This window comes from Sphingobium sp. Ant17, assembly GCF_000588875.1.
GTDB lineage: Bacteria > Pseudomonadota > Alphaproteobacteria > Sphingomonadales > Sphingomonadaceae > Sphingobium.
Genome location: NZ_JEMV01000010.1, coordinates 1 through 16539, shown reverse-complemented (window position 1 = coordinate 16539; position 16539 = coordinate 1). Strand labels below are relative to the sequence as shown.

The window sequence follows — 16539 nt, the reverse complement described above, 5'->3', positions numbered from 1 at the left end:
GCGATGGACTATCTGACGCCCGACCGCATCACCACCCAGTTGCAACTTTGGCTGGCCAGCGAAAAGCCCGACTGGCGCGACATCGTCGTCCGCCCGCTCGACGTGACGCTGGGCGCGGGCTTTTCGGCCGACATCTTCTTCGTCGATGTCGATTATGTCGATCCGGCGGGGCCTCAGAACCAGACTTTGGTGGTGCGTCGCCAGCCGATGGACCTGGAAGTCGTGTTCGGCAGCAGCCTGGCGCTACAGGGCAAGATGATGGCGGCGCTCTACGCGCGCGGCGACGTGCCCGTGCCGCCATGGATCGGTATGCATCTCGATCCCGACATATTGGGCTTGCCCTTCCTGGTCATGGGCAAGGTGGAGGGCGAATGCGCAAAGCAGAAACCCAATTATAATCTTGACGGCTGGCTGGTCGACATGACCCCCGACCAGCGCCGCGCCAGCTTCACCAACGCCATCGCCGCCTTTGCCACCCTGGCGACGATCGACTGGCGCGATGGCTTTGAATTTCTCGCCCAGCCCGAAAATGGCGCGCCCGGCCTCGACCAATATGTCGGAGCGCTCGAAGCCTGGCACCGGGCGGCGGGTCGCGGCCGGCCGATGCCGATCGTCGACGCCGCCATGGCCTATGTCCGCGCGAACATGCCTGCGGACGCGGGCGTCAATGTGCTGTGGGGCGACCCAACGCCGTCCAACGTCATGTTCGCGTCCGACGGCAGCGTCAACGCGCTGATCGACTGGGAACTCGCCGCTTTGGGACCGGCGGAGCTGGATCTGGCTTGGTGGCTCTATTTCGACGACCTGTTCGGCCGCCGCTTCGGCGTCACCCGGTTAGAGGGGCTGCCGAGCCGCGACGAGACGATCGCCATCTGGGAAGCCGCGTCCGGGCAAAAGGCCCAGCATCTCGATTATTACGACATCGTCGCCGCGCTGCGCATGGCGCTGGTCGCGGTCGGCGCGTTCGACCGGCAAGTCGGCATCGGCAATATTCCTGTCACCAACCGGTCGCTGCAGGATAATTTCATGACGCTCTATCTGGCCGAAAAGCTGGGCCTGCCCATTCCAGAGCTTGGCCCGGACTTCGCCGCGTTCATGCAAAATCTCGTCCCGCTCGAAGACAAGGCGGCCTGACGCGGGTTCCGTGGGGCCCCCATGCCTGCCCATAAGCGGGGGGACGGGGGCCATGGCCTGCCCCCCCCCCGCCACAAAGGTTCAGAGCTTCTTGAGGTCGGCGTTCGAAAGGCTGGTGGTGACGCCCTTGTCGGTCGCGGTCAGCGTGGCGGCGGGAATAGTGATGAACTTGCCGCGATAGATGATGCGCACGGCGGCTACCGCGCCGTCATCGCCTGTCACCACTTTTTCGACCTTGCCTATCTTGGTGCCCTCGGCGGAAAAGATTGCTTCGTTACGGTCGATCGCGGGGGCCTGGGCCAGTGCAGGCGTCGCCAAACCCAGCGCCGCGATCGCGATGATGATCGTCTTCATATGCAAAAATCCTTCTGTCGATAATGCCGATCTGTTGCCGCAGCGACGGGTTAGTTTCAAGAGCAAACTGATACACATAGAAAAGAATCTGTTCTATCTGTATCGTGCTACCGGTGCAAAGCCGAAGAAGAGGCTAAAAGGGGCTGCGGATGGGGAAGACCGGTTTTGGCGCGCGCGACCGCTGGTTCCTGCTGCTGCTGGGCGCGATCTACATGTTCAACTTCATCGATCGCACGATCATCGCGGTGGTGGGCGAAGCGATTCGCCACGACCTGCAACTCAGCGACCTGCAATTGGGGATGCTCGGCGGCCTCGCCTTCTCGCTCTTCTACGCCGCGCTCGGCATCCCGCTAGCGCGGCTGGCCGAACGCTATAGCCGGGTGCGCATCATCGCCGCCGTGACCGTGCTCTGGTCCTTCATGACCGCGCTGTCGGGCGCGGCGGGCAGCTATCTTCAGCTGCTGCTCTGCCGCATGGGTGTGGGCGTGGGAGAGGCCGGCTTCACCCCCGCGCTAGTGTCGATGATCTCCGACCGTTTCGATCCGGCGCGCCGCGCTGTCGTCTTTTCCCTGATCGCGCTTGGCGTGCCCTTGGGCGGCGCCATCGCCGCGATCGGCGGCGGCGCCATTGCCCAGCATTTCGGCTGGCGGCTGGCCTTGCTGGCGGTCGGCGCGCCGGGGTTGCTGCTGGCGCTCTTGCTGTTCCTGACTATCCCCGAACCCGTCCGCACCGATGCGGGCGACCGGGCGGATACTCCCCCTTTCGGCGCGGTGCTGCGGCGGCTGGGGCGCTCCCCCGCCTTCCTGCACCTGACCTTCGGCAGCGGCTTTGTCGGCATGGTCGGGTTCGGCACCAACCTGTTCCTCATTCCCCTGCTGGTGCGCCGCTACGACCTGCCCCTGGCGCAGGCGGGCATGGTCTTCGCGCTTTCCTTCAGCCTGGCTACGATGGTAGGGCAGGTCAGCGGAGGTTATCTGATCGGCGGCCTGATCCGGCGCGACATGCGCTGGGGCGGCTGGGCTCCCGCCATCGCAGTGGGCCTTGCGCTGCCGCTCTATCTGCTGGCCATCCACCAGAGCGACTGGCGCTGGCTAGTGGGCTTCCTGTTCCTGGCCACCACATTGCTCTACGCCTTCATTCCCGCGATCATGACCATCACCCAGTCGCTGGTCGAACCGCGGATGCGCGCCTCGGCCGCCGCGCTGCACAGCTTTGGCCAGACGGTCGCGGGTCTAGGCCTGGGGTCGGTGGTGCTGGGCTATCTCAGCGACCGACTCGCCGCTTTCCTCTATGCAGGCGATTATGCCGCCGACTGCCTGGCCTCGGCCTCCGCGCGGCCCACACCCGCCTGTCTTGCCGCCTCGGCGGACGGCCTGCAACTGAGTATGCAGGTCGCCGCCTCCGTCCTGGTGCTGGCGGTGATCCACTATATGCTCGCCACCAAAGACCTGCCGGGGGAGGCAAATGCGTCGTGACGGGCCGCAAAGCTGTCGATGTTCGGCCACGCCGCGATGATCGGGATGACGTGGGGGCCATGGCTATGCCACGCTGCCGCCATTGTGACCACAGGACCGCGAACAGGCGGCGGAAAGGATGTTGAGGATGGGAAACGCAGGCGTAATTGGACTGGGGCAGATCGGGGCGGGGGTGGCCATCTGCCTGGCGCGCAGCAGCCAGTTGGCGGCGGTCTATGACGTTCGCGCGGACGCGGCCGATACGCTGGACGGCGTGCCGCCAGTGGTCGCCAGCCCGGCCGAACTGGCGCGGCAGGCCGATGTGGTCATCATCGCGGTGGTGAATGCCAGGCAGACGATCGACGTCCTGTCCGGCCCGGACGGCGTGCTGTCGCAGGCGCGACCGGGCATGAGCATCGTGCTGGTCGCCACCGTATCGATCGAGGATCTGAACGAAATCCGGGCGCTGACCGACGCGGCCGGCGTCGACCTGATCGACAGCGGCGTGACCGGCGGTCCCAAGTCGCGCGAAAACGGCTTGGTCTGCTTGGTCGGCGGCTCGGACGAGGGTGTCGCAAGGGTGCGCCCGGTGCTGGAAGGCTTTGCCAAGCTGGTCGCGCATATGGGCGGTCCCGGCGCTGGCATGGCGGCGAAGATCGCGCGCAACGTCATCGTCTTCGGCGGCCTGCGCGCAGGCTATGAGGCGGCGATCCTTTGCCGCAACGCCGGTGTCGACGTCCGCCAGCTGAGCGACGTGATCGAGGCCAGCTCCGACAGCGTGGGCGGCCCGTTGATGCTGGCCATACGCGACGATCCGGCATCGAGCGATCAGGAGGCGGCGATCCGCGAATATACCCGCGCGCTGATGATAAAGGATCTGGACGCCGCGATCGATCTGGCGCGCAGCTACGGCATTACGCTGCCGCTGGTCGAATTGGCGCGCCGGACGGACCAGGCCGTCGTTGGCCTAGCTGATGTGATGGGAGAGAAAGCATGAGCATCGACGAAGCCCAGTGGCAAAAGGGTCTGGAAGTTTTCGACAAGGTCTATGGGCCGGGCACGTCTGCGATGACGCTGCCGTTCCGCGACTCGTCCTTCAACCAGGAAATCGTCGGCAATCAATTTGCTAATCTGTGGGGTAGCGACATCTTCTCGATGCGCGAAAAGCGCCTGCTGGTGTTGGGAGCCACGGCAATGCTGGGGCGGCCCGACCTGGTCGAAATCCAGATGAACGGCGCCCTGACCAACGATGAATTCACGGATGAGGAACTGGATTTCCTGCCCCTGTTCCTCCTCTTCTACGCCGGTGCTGGCAATACGACGGCCGTGTTCCGTGGGATAGAAGCGGCCAAGGCCCGCCGCAAGGAACGCGCCGCCGCTGCGGAATGAACGAACGATCCTGAAGCAAAAGGGGCGGCCCGGTCATAATCGACCGGCCCGCCCCTTTTTTCATGCCACGTCCTGCACCGCCGCCCGCCGGATCGCGCTCGACGCCATCAGCAACATCAACCCACCGGCAAAGGTGAACAGCATCGCGATGCCGATGCCCCAGGCGATGCCTCATTCCCACCCACATAATCGCTGACCGCGCCGATCAGATAGGTGCCCGCCCCAACGCCGATCAGGTTCGCGCCCAGTTGCACCATCGATACAGCCAGACCGCGCAGGCGCGGCCCCGCGATCGTGACGATCACAGCATAGATCGGCCCGTTATAGGATGCGCTCAGAAAACCGCACGCCATCAGCAGCACCAGCATCGGTTGCAGGTCGTGGACCAACATCGTGCCGATCCCGGTGATGGCGGTCAGCAGTGGGATGATCGCCCCGAACAAGGCGGTCCGGGCCGGATCGAACCCGCCGCGTCGCCGATTGATCGCATCGATCACCCAGCCCGCCAGGAAACCGCCCAGCGACCCCAGTCCGCCATAGGCGATGGCGATAATCATGCCCGCCCGCCCGATCGGCATGACATGGACGCGGATCAGGAAGGTGGTGAGCCAAGTGCTCATCCCGTAAATCCCCGCCGCGATCAGCACGATCGCACCGATGCAGTAAAGCAGCCCCGGTCGCGCCGCGAGCAGGCCGATACGCTGGATCAGGCCCCCGCGCTCGCTATGCTGGGGCTTGGCGGGGCCGTCCAGCCCGCCGCGCCGCGGCTCGCGCACCGTCAGCAGCAGGATCGGCGCCAGCAGGAGCCCCGGCACGCCTGCCGCGACGAATGCCCAGCGCCAGCCCGCGCTCTGAACGATCGCGCCGCCCACCAGGAAGGCGATGGCCAGGCCAATGCCCGAACTTAGATACCAGATGCCGATCGCGGTCGCACGCCGATCCTCGCCGAAATAATCGCTCAGCAGCGACATGCCGGTGGGGGAACCACCCGCTTCCGCCGTGCCCACCGCCGCGCGGCCGATCACCAGCGTCCAGAAGCCGGTGGCCAGCCCGCATAGAGCGGTCGCCCCGCTCCACAACGTCAGCGCGGCGGCCATCAGGTTGCGCCGGTTCCAGCTATCGACCGCAATGCCGAAGGGCAGGGCGGCCAGCGCGAAGAAGATGCCATAGGCAAAGCCTGCCAATACCCCCAGCTGCCCGTCCGACAACGCGAATTCCCGCCCGACCGGCGCCAGCACCAGGCCGATGACGGCGCGATCGATGCCGTGGCAGGTCTGCGCCAGCGTCAATATCCCCAGCACATACCAGGGGTAGCGACCCATATCTGGGCGGGCGTCGGGGCGAGCATCGCCGGGCGCTCTCATGGGGCGGGCCTTCTTGGCGCTTGGGGATGATACATGCTGGGCCTCTCCGATTATCAGGATGGCGCAGCCTAGCCGTCGGGCGCGCGCGCACCATCGTCGGGCTATGCCGCCACTCGGCCAGAACCTGTCGCAATAGAGCCACACGAATACCTACCCGAAGATAGTGCCAGGCGGCACGAGTCCGGCTATGCAGGCGCAAAGACAGAATAGAAACGGGCGGAGGACAGGATGTTTCGACCGGAGAGCGATTGGACCGGCCAGGAAAGGTTCGGAGTTAAAAACTTCTATATAGAGGCGCATGCGACCATGTGCGATGCACGGGTCGATGTACGCCACTTCGACTGGGTCTTGCCTTGCAGCGGCGTCTTCAGCCCGGAAAAACATTATCTCGACTATTCGCTGGACAGCCAGCCACGCCGCAGCATCGTCAGCATGGGCGGGCCGAACCGGCGTGCAGCGGCAGGCGACATCCTCTACATGCCGCCGCACCGCCAATATGTCGGCGAACCCGCTTTGCAGGAACGCCATCTGGTCTGCGTCGTGTTGGGCGACAGCTTTCTGGACGAATTGTTCGATGGCGAACGCCCGCTCCAGGGGATGGAGCCGTGCGCCGACGTCCAGAATATCGCTATGCGCCGCATGTTTGAAGGGCTCGCGGCCGAACTGCGTAACCCCGGTTTCGCCAGCCAGACGCTGATCCAGTCCATGCTGATGGGCCTGGCGGTCGAACTCGTTCGCCATCTGGGGCCGCAGGATCTGAGCGGGGGGATGTCGCGCTGCGGGCGGCAGATGCGCCATATCGTCGATTATGTGATGGACAATCTGTCGGGCCCACTGGGCGTCGCGGACATCGCCCGCGGCTGCAATATGAGCGTGCGGCATGTCGCGCGCGTGTTCAAAGATGGCACCGGCGTCAGCCTGGGCGAATTTGTCGCGACCAGCCGCATCGCTTTGGCCAAGGAATTACTACGCGGCGACACCGCCCGGATCAAGGAAGTCAGCTGGCGCTGCGGTTTCAGCAGCACATCCGCCTTTTCTGCCGCCTTTCGCGCGGCAACCGGCCAGACGCCCAGGGAATATCGCTGCCTGCCGATCCAGCTGCATTGACGCGCAAACTGTCGGACAGCGGCCAAAACCTGTCGGGATACAGTCAATCAGGGCGCGCTCCCTTTAGGGTCCACCGCCGCTCCGTTAGCATCATCCCGCAATGACGTGCCCGACTAGGCACCAACATAAAAATAAACAGGGAGGATTTATGACCAAGGCCGTCACTCTGGGAACCATCGCCACAGGCGCGTTCATCGCCGCCATAGCCCAGCCTGCTTATGCTCAACAGCCGCAGTCCGGCGCGGAAGGCATTCAGGACATCGTCGTCACCGCCCGCCGTACTGAAGAAAGCCTTCAGACGACGCCGATCGCCGTCACCGCGCTCAGCCCGGAAGCGCTGACCACGGCCAAGGTCGAAAATGTCGTCGATCTGCAACGCACCGCACCGGGCCTGGTCATCGGCCGCGGCTCGGCCGGCGGCGACGGCATCGTCTTCGTCGCCATTCGCGGCCAGGGCAATCTCCAGCCGATCCTGGCCAATGATCCCGCCGTCGCCACCTATATCGACGGCATCTATATTCCCCGTCCCTCCACCGGCATGACCGATCTGCAGGACATTCAGCGCCTGGAAGTGCTGCGCGGGCCGCAAGGCACGCTGTTCGGCCGCAACACCACCGGCGGGGCGATCAACATCATCACCAGCGATCCCGACGATCAGTTGAGCGGCACGTTCAGGGCCGAATATGGCAATTACGACAATCTGGGCGTGTCGGCGAGCGTCAACGTGCCGCTGGCGCAGGGTCTGGCCATACGGGTCAGCGGCGCGATCAACGAACGTGAAGGCTATGGCACCAACCCGCTCAACAATCGCGATTTCGCCGACAACAGGTCGAAATTCCTGCGCGGCAAGCTGAAATATGATGGCGAAGGCTGGGATTTCACCCTGTCGGGCGACTGGAACCGCCAGTCCAATCATGGCCAGCAGACCGCACTCTGGGCCTTCAACCCCGCCATCGTTCCCGCCCCCTTCCAGCCCGGCCTGACCGCGGGGCTGCTCAGGAAGGCCGACTGGTGGGATAATACAGCCACCGGCACGTCGCTCGCGGCGGGCATCGGTACGCTGACGCCCGAAGCGCAGGCGCTGTACGGCGTGCAGCCGTTCAACACGCTCGAAGTCTATGGCTTTTCCGGCACGCTCAATGTCGAACTGGGCGGCCTGAACCTCAAATCGATTACCGGCTATCGCCACTCGATGAACTATGGCCTCAGCGATACGGACGGCACCGCCGTCCCGCTGCTGGGCACTTTCGCCGGGTCTGGCTCCTATTATGTCTCGCAGGAACTCCAGCTATCAGGCGACATCACCGATAGTTTGAGCTTCATTACCGGCGCTTATGCGGGCAAGGAAAGCGGCTATGAATTTAGCCGTTCGCAGATTTTTGGCGGGCTGATCCGCGACTCCAACGCGGATGTCACCAACAAGACGTTCGGCCTGTTCGCCCAGGCCTATTATGAGATCACGCCTACGATCCGCGCGGTCGGTGGCTTCCGCTACACCTGGGACACGCGCAACAGCGTGCTGCACAATGCGCAGGTTCTGGGCCGCCCCTATGATGTCGCCGTCGCTGGCACGCCCACCGGCATCAACTGCACGGTCACCCCGTCGGAACCGGTGACCCCCACGACCTGCAACCAGGTCCAGAACGCCAAGTTCAATTATCCCGCCTGGAACCTGGGCATCGACTGGCAGGCGGCCGACAATATCTTCCTCTATCTCGCCACCCGCGGCGCCGCCAAGGCTGGCGGCTGGAACCTGCGCGCCGGCGGTCTTCCCGCCTTCTCGCCGGAAAAGGTCAAGGATGTTGAGGCGGGCCTGAAGGTCGACCTGTTCGACCGGCGCGTGCGCTTCAACACCGCGATCTTCCACACCTGGAAGGATGATAATCAGGCGATCGTCAACAGCTTCGTCCCCGGCATCGGCGTCACCCAATATATCCAGAATAACGGCAAGGTCCGCATCTGGGGCATCGAAAATGAAATCACCGTAATCCCGTGGGAAGGGATGACGTTCAGCGCCAATGGCAGCTTGCAGAACGGCAAATATGTCAAGGGCAGCTTCAGCGAGACGCAGGTTGTCGCGGGCAGCGGCTGCACCAACCCCGCCGGCGTCGTCAATGGCTGCGTCGTCGATTTAAGCGGCCTCCCGCTGCTGCAATTGCCCAAGAGGCAGCTCAACATCAGCGCCACGCAGAAGCTGGATGTGGGTGGCGGCACGCTGGCCGTTACAGGCGCCTATGCCTATGTCGGGTCGCAGCATTTCGACGCGGTCAAGGCGGCGGATCAGGCTTCGGCGGCGACCAAGGCCGCCTATGATGTCGAAAACGCGCTGGGCAAGGTACCCGGCTACGGCATCTTCAACGGCCGCATCGCCTTCAAACTCGACAATCCCAACATCGAAATCGCGCTGTACGGCCGCAACATCACCAACAAGAAATACCTGCTGCGCCGCTTCCCCGACCTCTACCGGACGCTGGGGATCGCGGTGGCTTATGTCGGTCAGCCCGCCACCTATGGCGTGGAAACGACGTTCAAATTCTGACCGAACGGGACATGGGGGGAGGGCCGACCTGCTTTCTCCCCAAAGCTGAACATGGAGAATAGACTGGCATGATGCGGTTGGAAAACAGGGTTGCGATCATCACCGGCGGCGGGGGGGGCATCGGGTCCGCCGTCGCCCAGCGCTTCGTGGCCGAAGGCGCGTGCGTTGTGATCGCCGACCTGTTCGAGGATGCGGCCGTCCGCGCGGCGCAGCCCTGGGGCGACAAGGCGCTGGCGGTCCAGTTCGACGCGGCCGATCCCGCCTCGGTCAAGGCGCTGGTGGACCGCTGCGTCGATCATTTCGGCGGCCTGCACATCTTGCACAACAATGCAGCCATGACCGACCCGACCAAAAGCCCGCAGGACACCACCGCCGTCGACATCCCCATCGCCATCTGGCGCGAGATATTGGACGTCAACCTGACCGGCTATTTGCTGGGGTGCAAATATGCGATTCCCCACATGGTCGCGGGCGGTGGCGGGTCGATCATCAACACTGCGTCCAATTCGGGCAGTGCGGGCGACCTGGCCCGCATCGCCTATGGATCGTCGAAGGCCGCGATCATCGGCCTCACCAAATATGTCGCCACCCAGCATGGGCGGCAGAATATCCGCTGCAACAGCATCGCGCCCGGCGTGGTGCTGACCGAGGCGCTGGAAAAGACGGTGCCAGGCTTGAAGGAAATCATCCAGCGTCACATATTGACGCCTGAGTTTGGGACGCCCGACGATATCGCTGCGCTGGTCGCCTTCCTCGCGTCCGACGAATCGCGCTACATCACCGGCGAGAATATCTCCATCTCTGGCGGCGGGCTGATCCACCAGCCCCATTATGCCGACCTCCTGGCCTTCATGCAGGCAGCGAACTGACATGCCCGCCGCCTGCCGATCCTTAATCCGCAGTCCGGTGAAAATAGCGGATGGTAAGCCGTCCGTCCTCGACTTTGTAGGTTTCCAGGCTTGGCAGCGTAACGACGCCATCAGGGGTCTGGAGCCGATTGGCGACATAGGCCGCGCCTTCGCTGCCGTTGACGATCACCTCGACCGGTTCGGTGATGCACTGGCCGCCATACTTCGTCCACATGTCGGCCATCGCGGTCGGACCGTCGATCGACGGTGCGCCCACATATTCGATGGTGAAGCCGTCCGGCCCCATCGCTGCGAACAGCCGGTCCAGCTCCTCGCGCTTGCCCTCGTTCCACAACCGGTAATTGTCGCGGATCGCCTGTTCCAGATCCAGCGTAGCTGCCTCGTTCATATCCATCGCCTCCTTGTCTCGCGGTTGATCCGCGTCGCCGCCATCATGTGGCGGGCGGCCACGGCCGCACCTGTCTTTGGCAAGGGGAACCCTTGCCCTTTCACCCCTCGGAGATTTCCATGACCGCACTCGCTCAAAAGCCCCTGCCAGCTCATGTCCCTGCCGAACTGGCGATGGCCCTGCCGCTGTTCGCGCGCAAGGTGACCTATGACAATCCGCACGAAGTGCTGATCCCGCAAATGCACGCGGACCTGCCGGCGGTCACCTATGTCACCAACATCTTTCCCGGCGACCAGCCCGGCTGGCTGCTCAAAAATGCCGAAGACGTGCAGGCGATGCTGCGCGACGCCGACAATTTCACGAAAAACGGCATGGGCAAATGGGCCCAGAATATCGGTGAAAACTGGCTGGTGATCCCGACAGAGGCCGATCCGCCGGTCCACACCGCCTACCGCAAGGCGCTCAACAGCCATTTCGCCCCGCAAAAAAATGTTCGCGATGAAGGACCAGGTGCGCGAGCGCGCCCGCACCCTGATCGACCAGTTCAAGGACAAGGCGCGTGCGATTTCATCGCCGACTTCTCCGAAAAATTCCCGATCTTCATCGTGCTCGACCTGCTGGGCCTGCCGCAGGAGCGAATGGCCGAATTTCTGAAATGGGAAAAGGAACTGCTCCACAGCAATGACTGGGAGGTGCGCGGCAATGCCGTGCGCTGCGTCAAAAACTATCTGCTGGAGGAGATCGAGGCCCGCCGGGTTGCGTCGCGCGACGATTATATCAGCAAGATTCTGACGTTCGAGGTCGATGGTCGCCTGTGGAATGACGACGAAGTGCTCGGCCATTGTTTCAACCTCTATATAGGCGGGCTGGATACGGTGACGTCGCTGCTGGGCAACATCTTCGCCTATCTCGCCACCCACCCCGACAAGCAGAATGAACTCCGCGCTAATCCTTCGCTGATCGTGCTGGCGGTGGAGGAATTTCTGCGCGCCTTCGCCCCCGTCACCGCCTTCCGCATCGCGACCAAGGTGATCGAGATTCAAGGGCAGACGATCATGCCGGGTGACTATGTTGCGTTCAGCACGCCCGTCATCGGCCGTGACCCTGCCTTCTACGAAGACCCACAAGCGATCCGTTTCGACCGCAAGGCGCCCCATATGTCGCTGGGCAGTGGTATCCACAAATGCCTGGGGATGCATCTGGCGCGGCTGGAATTGCAGATCGCGGTGGAGGAATTTGTCACAACCTTGCCCGAATTTCGGGTCAAGGACGGGTTCCAGATCCCCTATTTCGTCGGCAACATCCTCCACGTCCCCGACCTGCACCTGCAATGGGGCTGAGCGCGGCCAAAGCGTCCGTCCAGAACGGCAGGGTTGACGCGAGGGGCGGCGGCATCGCAGGAGGAGGATACCGCCGGGAGAAGACGTAACGCAATGATAGAAATCGTGCCCCTGACGGGGATCGGGGAGGTCCAGCCGGGCGACGAGCTGGCGGACATTCTCCGTGCGGCGCTGCATCGGTGCGGCATCGAACCCCGCCCCGACGACATATTGGTCGTGACGCAAAAGATCGTGTCGAAGGCGCAGGGGCGCTTCGTCGCCTTGGACGATGTCGCGCCGTGCGATGAAGCGATCAGGCTGGCGGGTATCACCCGCAAGGATGCCCGGCTGGTGCAACTGGTGCTCGACGAATCGAGCGCCATCCTGCGCGCGGTACCCCATGTCCTGATCGCCCGGCACCGGCTGGGCCACGTCATGGCCAATGCGGGCATCGACCGGTCCAATATCGGCGCCGGCGCAGGTGATCGCGCGTTGCTTCTGCCGGTCGACCCGGATGGCACGGCCGCCTTGTTGCAGCGGCAACTGGATATGCCGGTGGTGATATCAGACAGTTTTGGCCGACCATGGCGCATGGGTGTGGTCGCCGTTGCCATCGGCGTGGCGGGATTGCCCGCGCTCGATGACCGCAGAGGCGAGGTAGATCGCGATGGGCGCACGTTGGAAGTCACGCAGATCGCTCTTGGCGATATCATTGCAACAGCGGCATGCCTGGCGACAGGGGAAGGAGCAGAGGGCATACCTGCTGCTGTAATACGCGGCTATGCCCAGACGGGTGTGGCCCGGCCCGCTGCCAATTTGGTCCGACCAGCCCACGAAGATCTTTTTGCATGAAGAATATCGTAGTCCTGACCGGCGGGGTGGGCGGTGCCAAGCTGGTCCTTGGCCTAGCCAGGATACTGCCCGAGGAGGCATTAACAGCGATCGTAAATACGGGGGACGATTTTCGCCATTTGGGCCTGCATATCTCGCCGGACATCGATACGTTGCTCTATACGCTGGCGGGCAAGGCCAACGCCGCGCAGGGATGGGGACGGGAAGGAGAAAGCTGGGCCTTTATGGCTGCGCTGCGGGAATTGGGCGGAGCGAACTGGTTTGCGCTTGGCGATGGTGACCTGGCGCTGCACGTCTTGCGGAGCTACAGCCTGACACGGGGAGAAACCCTAAGCCAGGTGACAGCTAATGTCGCTGCCCGATGGGATATTGCAACCCGCATCCTGCCCATGAGCGATGATCCTGTCGCCACTCTTTTGGACACGGATAGCGGTCGGCTCGAATTTCAGCGATATTTTGTCGAGCGGCGATGCGACCCAAGGGTACAATCCATCCTGTTCGACGGTGCGGAAGCAGCGGTGCCTGCGCCGGGCGTCACCGATGCGATCCTTTCTGCTGACGCAGTGATCCTTGCCCCGTCAAATCCCTTTCTCAGCATTGATCCACTGCTGGCCATACCTGGCCTGCGGTCGGCTCTGACGCAGACGAGCGCGCCCATCGTGGCGGTTTCGCCGTTGATCGGCGGTAAGGCGGTCAAAGGACCAACCGTGCGGCTGATGACCGACCTTGGCATGGTGGTCAGCAATGAAAGCATCGCGCGCCATTATGCTGGATTGATCGACGGCATGGTCATCGACAGTGATGACCAGTGCGACATGCCCGACATCGTCGTTATCAAATGCCCGACACTAATGACGACACTGGCGGATAAGCGGCGCGTCGCCCAGGCGGCACTTGATCTGGCGGCGAGGATGCGGTCGTGATGAAATGGACAGCCATCGTGCCATGGAAGCAAGGCCCCGATACCAAGTCGCGATTGCGGGGGGTGCTGGACCTGACGCAACGCATGGCACTGGCAGCAGCGATGGCCCGGCATGTCATCCATCGCTTGGCAGAAGTCGATGCCATAGGATCGGTATATCTTCTGGCACCCACAGCCGCTGCCGGTTGGCCCTGTCAATGGCTGCGGGACGATAGACGCGGACTGAACCACGGCATCGCCACAGCGCGTCATCGGCTGGGGATGCAACGTTTCGTCATAGTCCATGCCGATCTGCCCATGCTTGCCAAAGGGGATGTCGAATGTCTCTTGGCAGCTGCAGAAAAAGCGGGCGCGGCTTTTGCGCCTGATCGCCATGGTCGCGGAACCAACGCGCTGGCGTTAGCGGACAGTGACCCGTTCGAGTTTGTGTTCGGACAGGATAGTTTTATCCGGCATCGGGGGCAGCGGATCGGTGCTGTTGTGGTCGAAAACAGAGGTCTCGGGTTCGACATTGACTTGCCGACCGACCTACAAGAGGCGATGGCTCAAAACTCGGCTTGCGAACAGGTTTTGGCCCTTCAATAGGCATATGACGGCCAGAGGGAGTATGGTCGCCATATTATGGCGCGAACCACATGGTTCGCGCCCTTTTTTGTGTCTTGCCCAGTCCTTAGAGCTTGGCTGTCAGCTCCGGCACGATCTTGAACAGATCGCCCACCAGGCCGATATCCGCCACCTGGAAGATCGGCGCATCCTCATCCTTGTTGATGGCGATAATGGTCTTGCTGTCCTTCATCCCCGCCAAATGCTGGATCGCCCCGGAAATACCCACGGCGACATAGACTTCCGGTGCAACGATCTTGCCAGTCTGCCCGACCTGATAGTCGTTGGGGACATAGCCCGCATCGACCGCCGCCCGGCTGGCCCCGACCGCAGCGCCCAGCTTGTCGGCGAGCGGATAGATGACTTCCTCGAACGTCGGCCCATCCTTGAGCGCCCGGCCACCCGACACGATGATCTTCGCACTGGTCAGTTCCGGCCGCCCCAGCTTGACGATCTCGGCACCGACAAAGGACGACAGCGCCTTGTCCCCGGTCGAAGCCACCGCTTCCACCGTCCCCGAACCACCTTCGCGAGCCGCCTTCTCGAACGCCGTACCGCGGACGGTGATGACCTTCTTGGCGTCCTTGCTCTTGACCGTGGCAATCGCATTGCCCGCATAGATTGGCCGCGTGAACGTGTCTTCACTTTCAACCGACAGGATATCGCTGATCTGCATCACGTCGAGCAGGGCCGCGACGCGCGGCGCGATATTCTTGCCGTTGCTTGTGGCGGGCGCGATGAAGGCGTCATGATGCCCCATCAGTTCGACAACCAGCGGCGCGATATTCTCGGCGAGCGCATGGCCATAGGCGGCATCGTCAGCGACATGCACCTTGCCCACGCCGGAGATCTTGGCGCTTCGGCGGCAACGCCATCGACGCCTTCGCCAGCAACCAGCAGATGCACTTCGCCCAGCTTCGCAGCGGCGGTGATGGCCGAAAGCGTCGCGTCCTTGACCGCGCCGACCTCATGTTCAACCCATACAAGCGTCTTCATGCGGCAACTCCCATGGCCTTGAGCTTGGCAACCAGTTCATCGACATCGGCGACTTTGACGCCAGCGGTGCGCTTGGGCGGTTCAACCACCTTCAACGTCTCCAGCCGTGCGCCAATATCCACGCCATAATCGGCTGGCGTCTTCTGCGCGAGCGGCTTGGACTTGGCCTTCATGATGTTGGGCAGCGAYGCRTAGCGCGGCTCGTTCARGCGCAGGTCGGTGGTGATGATYGCCGGGGTCGACAGCTTYACCGTYTCCAGCCCGCCATCGACTTCGCGCGTCACCGACACGCTGTCGCCTTCGACCTCGACCTTCGACGCAAACGTGCCTTGGGGCAGGTTCAGCAGCGCCGCCAGCATCTGGCCGGTCTGGTTGCTGTCATCGTCGATCGCCTGCTTGCCCAGGATGATCAGGCCAGCGCCTTCTTCTTCCTGCACCTTGGCGAGCAATTTCGCCACGCCCAGCGGCTCGACTTCATCGTCGGTCTGGATCAGGATCGCCCGATCGCAGCCCATCGCCAGCGACGTCCGCAGCGTTTCCTGCGCTTTGGCCACACCAATGGACACCGCGATCACTCAGTCGCCACGCCCTTTCCTTTCYAGCGATGAGCTTCTTCGACGGCGATTTCGTCAAACGGGTTCATGCTCATCTTGACGTTCGCCAGATCGACGCCCGTGCCGTCCGCTTTCACCCGCGGCTTCACATTATAATCAATGACCCGCTTCACGGGCACAAGGATCTTCATGACTTGCTCCATCTTTATAATGGTCGGACCATTAAAGGATGGTAGACGTCTGTCAATCCTGTTCGGTCCGGCCATTGCGCCTTTCTGGGCGTCGGCTATACATTTGCGCATTCCTATCGGAGCGCACCCTATGGCATCGTCCCCCGTCCCCCCAAAACCCCAGTTTTCGCCCCCTATCAAGACGCGGCGCGCATTCGAAGTGATCTGTGAACAGATCCGTGAGCAGCTGGCGTCGGGTACGCTCAAGGCTGGGGACAAGCTGCCTGCCGAACGGGAATTGGCGGTCGAATTTCAGGTCAGTCGCAGCGCGTTGCGGGAGGCGCTGCGCAGTCTGGAGGTTGCGGGGATCATCCGCAATGTGAAGGGCGCGAAGGGCGGGGCGTTCGTGCAGACCGCCGAGCCGGACCGGATCGTGCAGGCGATGCAGGATTATGTCCATCTGGGCGATATTTCGCTGGGCGAACTGACCGAGGCGCGGCTGGCGTTGCAGGATATCATCGTCCG

Annotated in this window: 15 protein-coding genes and 2 pseudogenes; 12 read left to right on the top strand and 5 right to left on the bottom strand. The window is 63.0% G+C overall.

Translation table 11 applies throughout. The features are described 5' to 3' along the window. Nucleotides 1–3 precede the first annotated feature (3 nt). Nucleotides 4–1134 (top strand): phosphotransferase family protein, encoded by a 1131-nt coding sequence (locus tag BF95_RS06465; protein WP_043150219.1) that lies wholly within the window; start codon nucleotides 4–6, stop codon nucleotides 1132–1134. 81 nt (nucleotides 1135–1215) lie between these two features. Here the strand turns inward: BF95_RS06465 and BF95_RS06460 are convergent, their stop codons facing one another. Next, nucleotides 1216–1488 (bottom strand): hypothetical protein, encoded by a 273-nt coding sequence (locus BF95_RS06460; protein ID WP_043150217.1) that lies wholly within the window; start codon nucleotides 1486–1488, stop codon nucleotides 1216–1218. A 149-nt stretch (nucleotides 1489–1637) separates the two neighbouring features. Here BF95_RS06460 and BF95_RS06455 point away from each other — a divergent pair, with 149 nt between their 5' ends. From BF95_RS06455 to BF95_RS06445, 3 genes are all read left to right on the top strand, one after another. Next, on the top strand, nucleotides 1638–2963 hold the full coding sequence (locus BF95_RS06455; RefSeq protein WP_043150216.1) for a spinster family MFS transporter: 1326 nt from the start codon (nucleotides 1638–1640) through the stop codon (nucleotides 2961–2963). A 118-nt stretch (nucleotides 2964–3081) separates the two neighbouring features. Then, nucleotides 3082–3939, top strand: coding sequence for an NAD(P)-dependent oxidoreductase (locus BF95_RS06450; RefSeq protein ID WP_268747149.1), 858 nt, complete (start codon nucleotides 3082–3084; stop codon nucleotides 3937–3939). Then, nucleotides 3936–4331: a hypothetical protein gene (locus tag BF95_RS06445; RefSeq protein WP_037479741.1), complete on the top strand. Its 396-nt coding sequence runs from the start codon at nucleotides 3936–3938 to the stop codon at nucleotides 4329–4331. The genes BF95_RS06450 and BF95_RS06445 overlap by 4 nt, the downstream gene beginning before the upstream one ends. Nucleotides 4332–4447: 116 nt before the next feature. Here BF95_RS06445 and BF95_RS06440 read toward each other — a convergent pair whose 3' ends face one another. Further along, nucleotides 4448–5695 carry an MFS transporter gene (locus tag BF95_RS06440; protein ID WP_235209594.1) on the bottom strand — a complete coding sequence of 416 codons (1248 nt, stop codon included), beginning with the start codon at nucleotides 5693–5695 and terminating at the stop codon, nucleotides 4448–4450. A 306-nt stretch (nucleotides 5696–6001) separates the two neighbouring features. Between BF95_RS06440 and BF95_RS06435 the strand changes: the two genes are divergently transcribed. The 3 genes from BF95_RS06435 (at nucleotide 6002) to BF95_RS06425 (ending at nucleotide 10210) form a co-directional block, all read left to right on the top strand. Next, a complete protein-coding gene (locus BF95_RS06435; protein ID WP_235209593.1) occupies nucleotides 6002–6802 on the top strand; it encodes a helix-turn-helix domain-containing protein in 801 nt (266 codons plus the stop codon). 148 nt (nucleotides 6803–6950) lie between these two features. Beyond that, nucleotides 6951–9341 (top strand): TonB-dependent receptor, encoded by a 2391-nt coding sequence (locus BF95_RS06430; RefSeq protein WP_043150212.1) that lies wholly within the window; start codon nucleotides 6951–6953, stop codon nucleotides 9339–9341. Nucleotides 9342–9409: 68 nt separating this feature from the next. After that, on the top strand, nucleotides 9410–10210 hold the full coding sequence (locus tag BF95_RS06425) for an SDR family NAD(P)-dependent oxidoreductase (RefSeq protein WP_043150209.1): 801 nt from the start codon (nucleotides 9410–9412) through the stop codon (nucleotides 10208–10210). Between the two features lie 22 nt (nucleotides 10211–10232). Here BF95_RS06425 and BF95_RS06420 read toward each other — a convergent pair whose 3' ends face one another. After that, nucleotides 10233–10598, bottom strand: a complete 366-nt coding sequence (locus BF95_RS06420) for a nuclear transport factor 2 family protein (protein WP_043150299.1) — start codon at nucleotides 10596–10598, stop codon at nucleotides 10233–10235. Nucleotides 10599–10717: 119 nt separating this feature from the next. Here BF95_RS06420 and BF95_RS06415 point away from each other — a divergent pair, with 119 nt between their 5' ends. From BF95_RS06415 to cofC, 4 genes are all read left to right on the top strand, one after another. Then, complete coding sequence (locus BF95_RS06415; protein ID WP_235209592.1) at nucleotides 10718–11938, top strand: cytochrome P450; 1221 nt, start codon at nucleotides 10718–10720, stop codon at nucleotides 11936–11938. 93 nt (nucleotides 11939–12031) lie between these two features. Next, nucleotides 12032–12769: a coenzyme F420-0:L-glutamate ligase gene (gene cofE, locus BF95_RS06410; RefSeq protein ID WP_043150207.1), complete on the top strand. Its 738-nt coding sequence runs from the start codon at nucleotides 12032–12034 to the stop codon at nucleotides 12767–12769. Further along, a complete protein-coding gene (gene cofD / locus BF95_RS06405; RefSeq protein ID WP_043150205.1) occupies nucleotides 12766–13692 on the top strand; it encodes a 2-phospho-L-lactate transferase in 927 nt (308 codons plus the stop codon). Before cofE ends, cofD begins: the two co-directional genes overlap by 4 nt. Next, a complete protein-coding gene (gene cofC / locus BF95_RS25510; RefSeq protein ID WP_051519876.1) occupies nucleotides 13692–14276 on the top strand; it encodes a 2-phospho-L-lactate guanylyltransferase in 585 nt (194 codons plus the stop codon). Before cofD ends, cofC begins: the two co-directional genes overlap by 1 nt. A gap of 85 nt (nucleotides 14277–14361) precedes the next feature. Here cofC and BF95_RS06395 read toward each other — a convergent pair. Continuing rightward, a pseudogene (locus tag BF95_RS06395) lies at nucleotides 14362–15290 on the bottom strand (electron transfer flavoprotein subunit alpha/FixB family protein). After that, nucleotides 15287–16035, bottom strand: a pseudogene (locus BF95_RS06390) (electron transfer flavoprotein subunit beta/FixA family protein). Before BF95_RS06390 ends, BF95_RS06395 begins: the two co-directional pseudogenes overlap by 4 nt. 130 nt (nucleotides 16036–16165) lie before the next feature. Here BF95_RS06390 and BF95_RS06385 point away from each other — a divergent pair. Next, nucleotides 16166–16539 (top strand): FadR/GntR family transcriptional regulator (locus BF95_RS06385; protein WP_152542591.1); only part of this gene is annotated, 374 nt, incomplete at its 3' end.

Bases quoted from the DNA above. Each gene is read 5' to 3' on its own strand.
- BF95_RS06425 (WP_043150209.1), top strand. From the start codon at position 9,410: ATGATGCGGTTGGAAAACAGGGTTGCGATCATCACCGGCGGCGGGGGG.
- BF95_RS06465 (WP_043150219.1), top strand. From the start codon at position 4: ATGGACTATCTGACGCCCGACCGCATCACCACCCAGTTGCAACTTTGG.
- BF95_RS06430 (WP_043150212.1), top strand. From the start codon at position 6,951: ATGACCAAGGCCGTCACTCTGGGAACCATCGCCACAGGCGCGTTCATC.
- BF95_RS06455 (WP_043150216.1), top strand. From the start codon at position 1,638: ATGGGGAAGACCGGTTTTGGCGCGCGCGACCGCTGGTTCCTGCTGCTG.
- BF95_RS06440 (WP_235209594.1), bottom strand. From the start codon at position 5,695: ATGAGAGCGCCCGGCGATGCTCGCCCCGACGCCCGCCCAGATATGGGT.
- BF95_RS06415 (WP_235209592.1), top strand. From the start codon at position 10,718: ATGACCGCACTCGCTCAAAAGCCCCTGCCAGCTCATGTCCCTGCCGAA.
- cofC (WP_051519876.1), top strand. From the start codon at position 13,692: ATGAAATGGACAGCCATCGTGCCATGGAAGCAAGGCCCCGATACCAAG.
- BF95_RS06420 (WP_043150299.1), bottom strand. From the start codon at position 10,598: ATGAACGAGGCAGCTACGCTGGATCTGGAACAGGCGATCCGCGACAAT.
- BF95_RS06445 (WP_037479741.1), top strand. From the start codon at position 3,936: ATGAGCATCGACGAAGCCCAGTGGCAAAAGGGTCTGGAAGTTTTCGAC.
- cofD (WP_043150205.1), top strand. From the start codon at position 12,766: ATGAAGAATATCGTAGTCCTGACCGGCGGGGTGGGCGGTGCCAAGCTG.
- BF95_RS06460 (WP_043150217.1), bottom strand. From the start codon at position 1,488: ATGAAGACGATCATCATCGCGATCGCGGCGCTGGGTTTGGCGACGCCT.
- BF95_RS06450 (WP_268747149.1), top strand. From the start codon at position 3,082: ATGTTGAGGATGGGAAACGCAGGCGTAATTGGACTGGGGCAGATCGGG.
- cofE (WP_043150207.1), top strand. From the start codon at position 12,032: ATGATAGAAATCGTGCCCCTGACGGGGATCGGGGAGGTCCAGCCGGGC.
- BF95_RS06435 (WP_235209593.1), top strand. From the start codon at position 6,002: ATGTGCGATGCACGGGTCGATGTACGCCACTTCGACTGGGTCTTGCCT.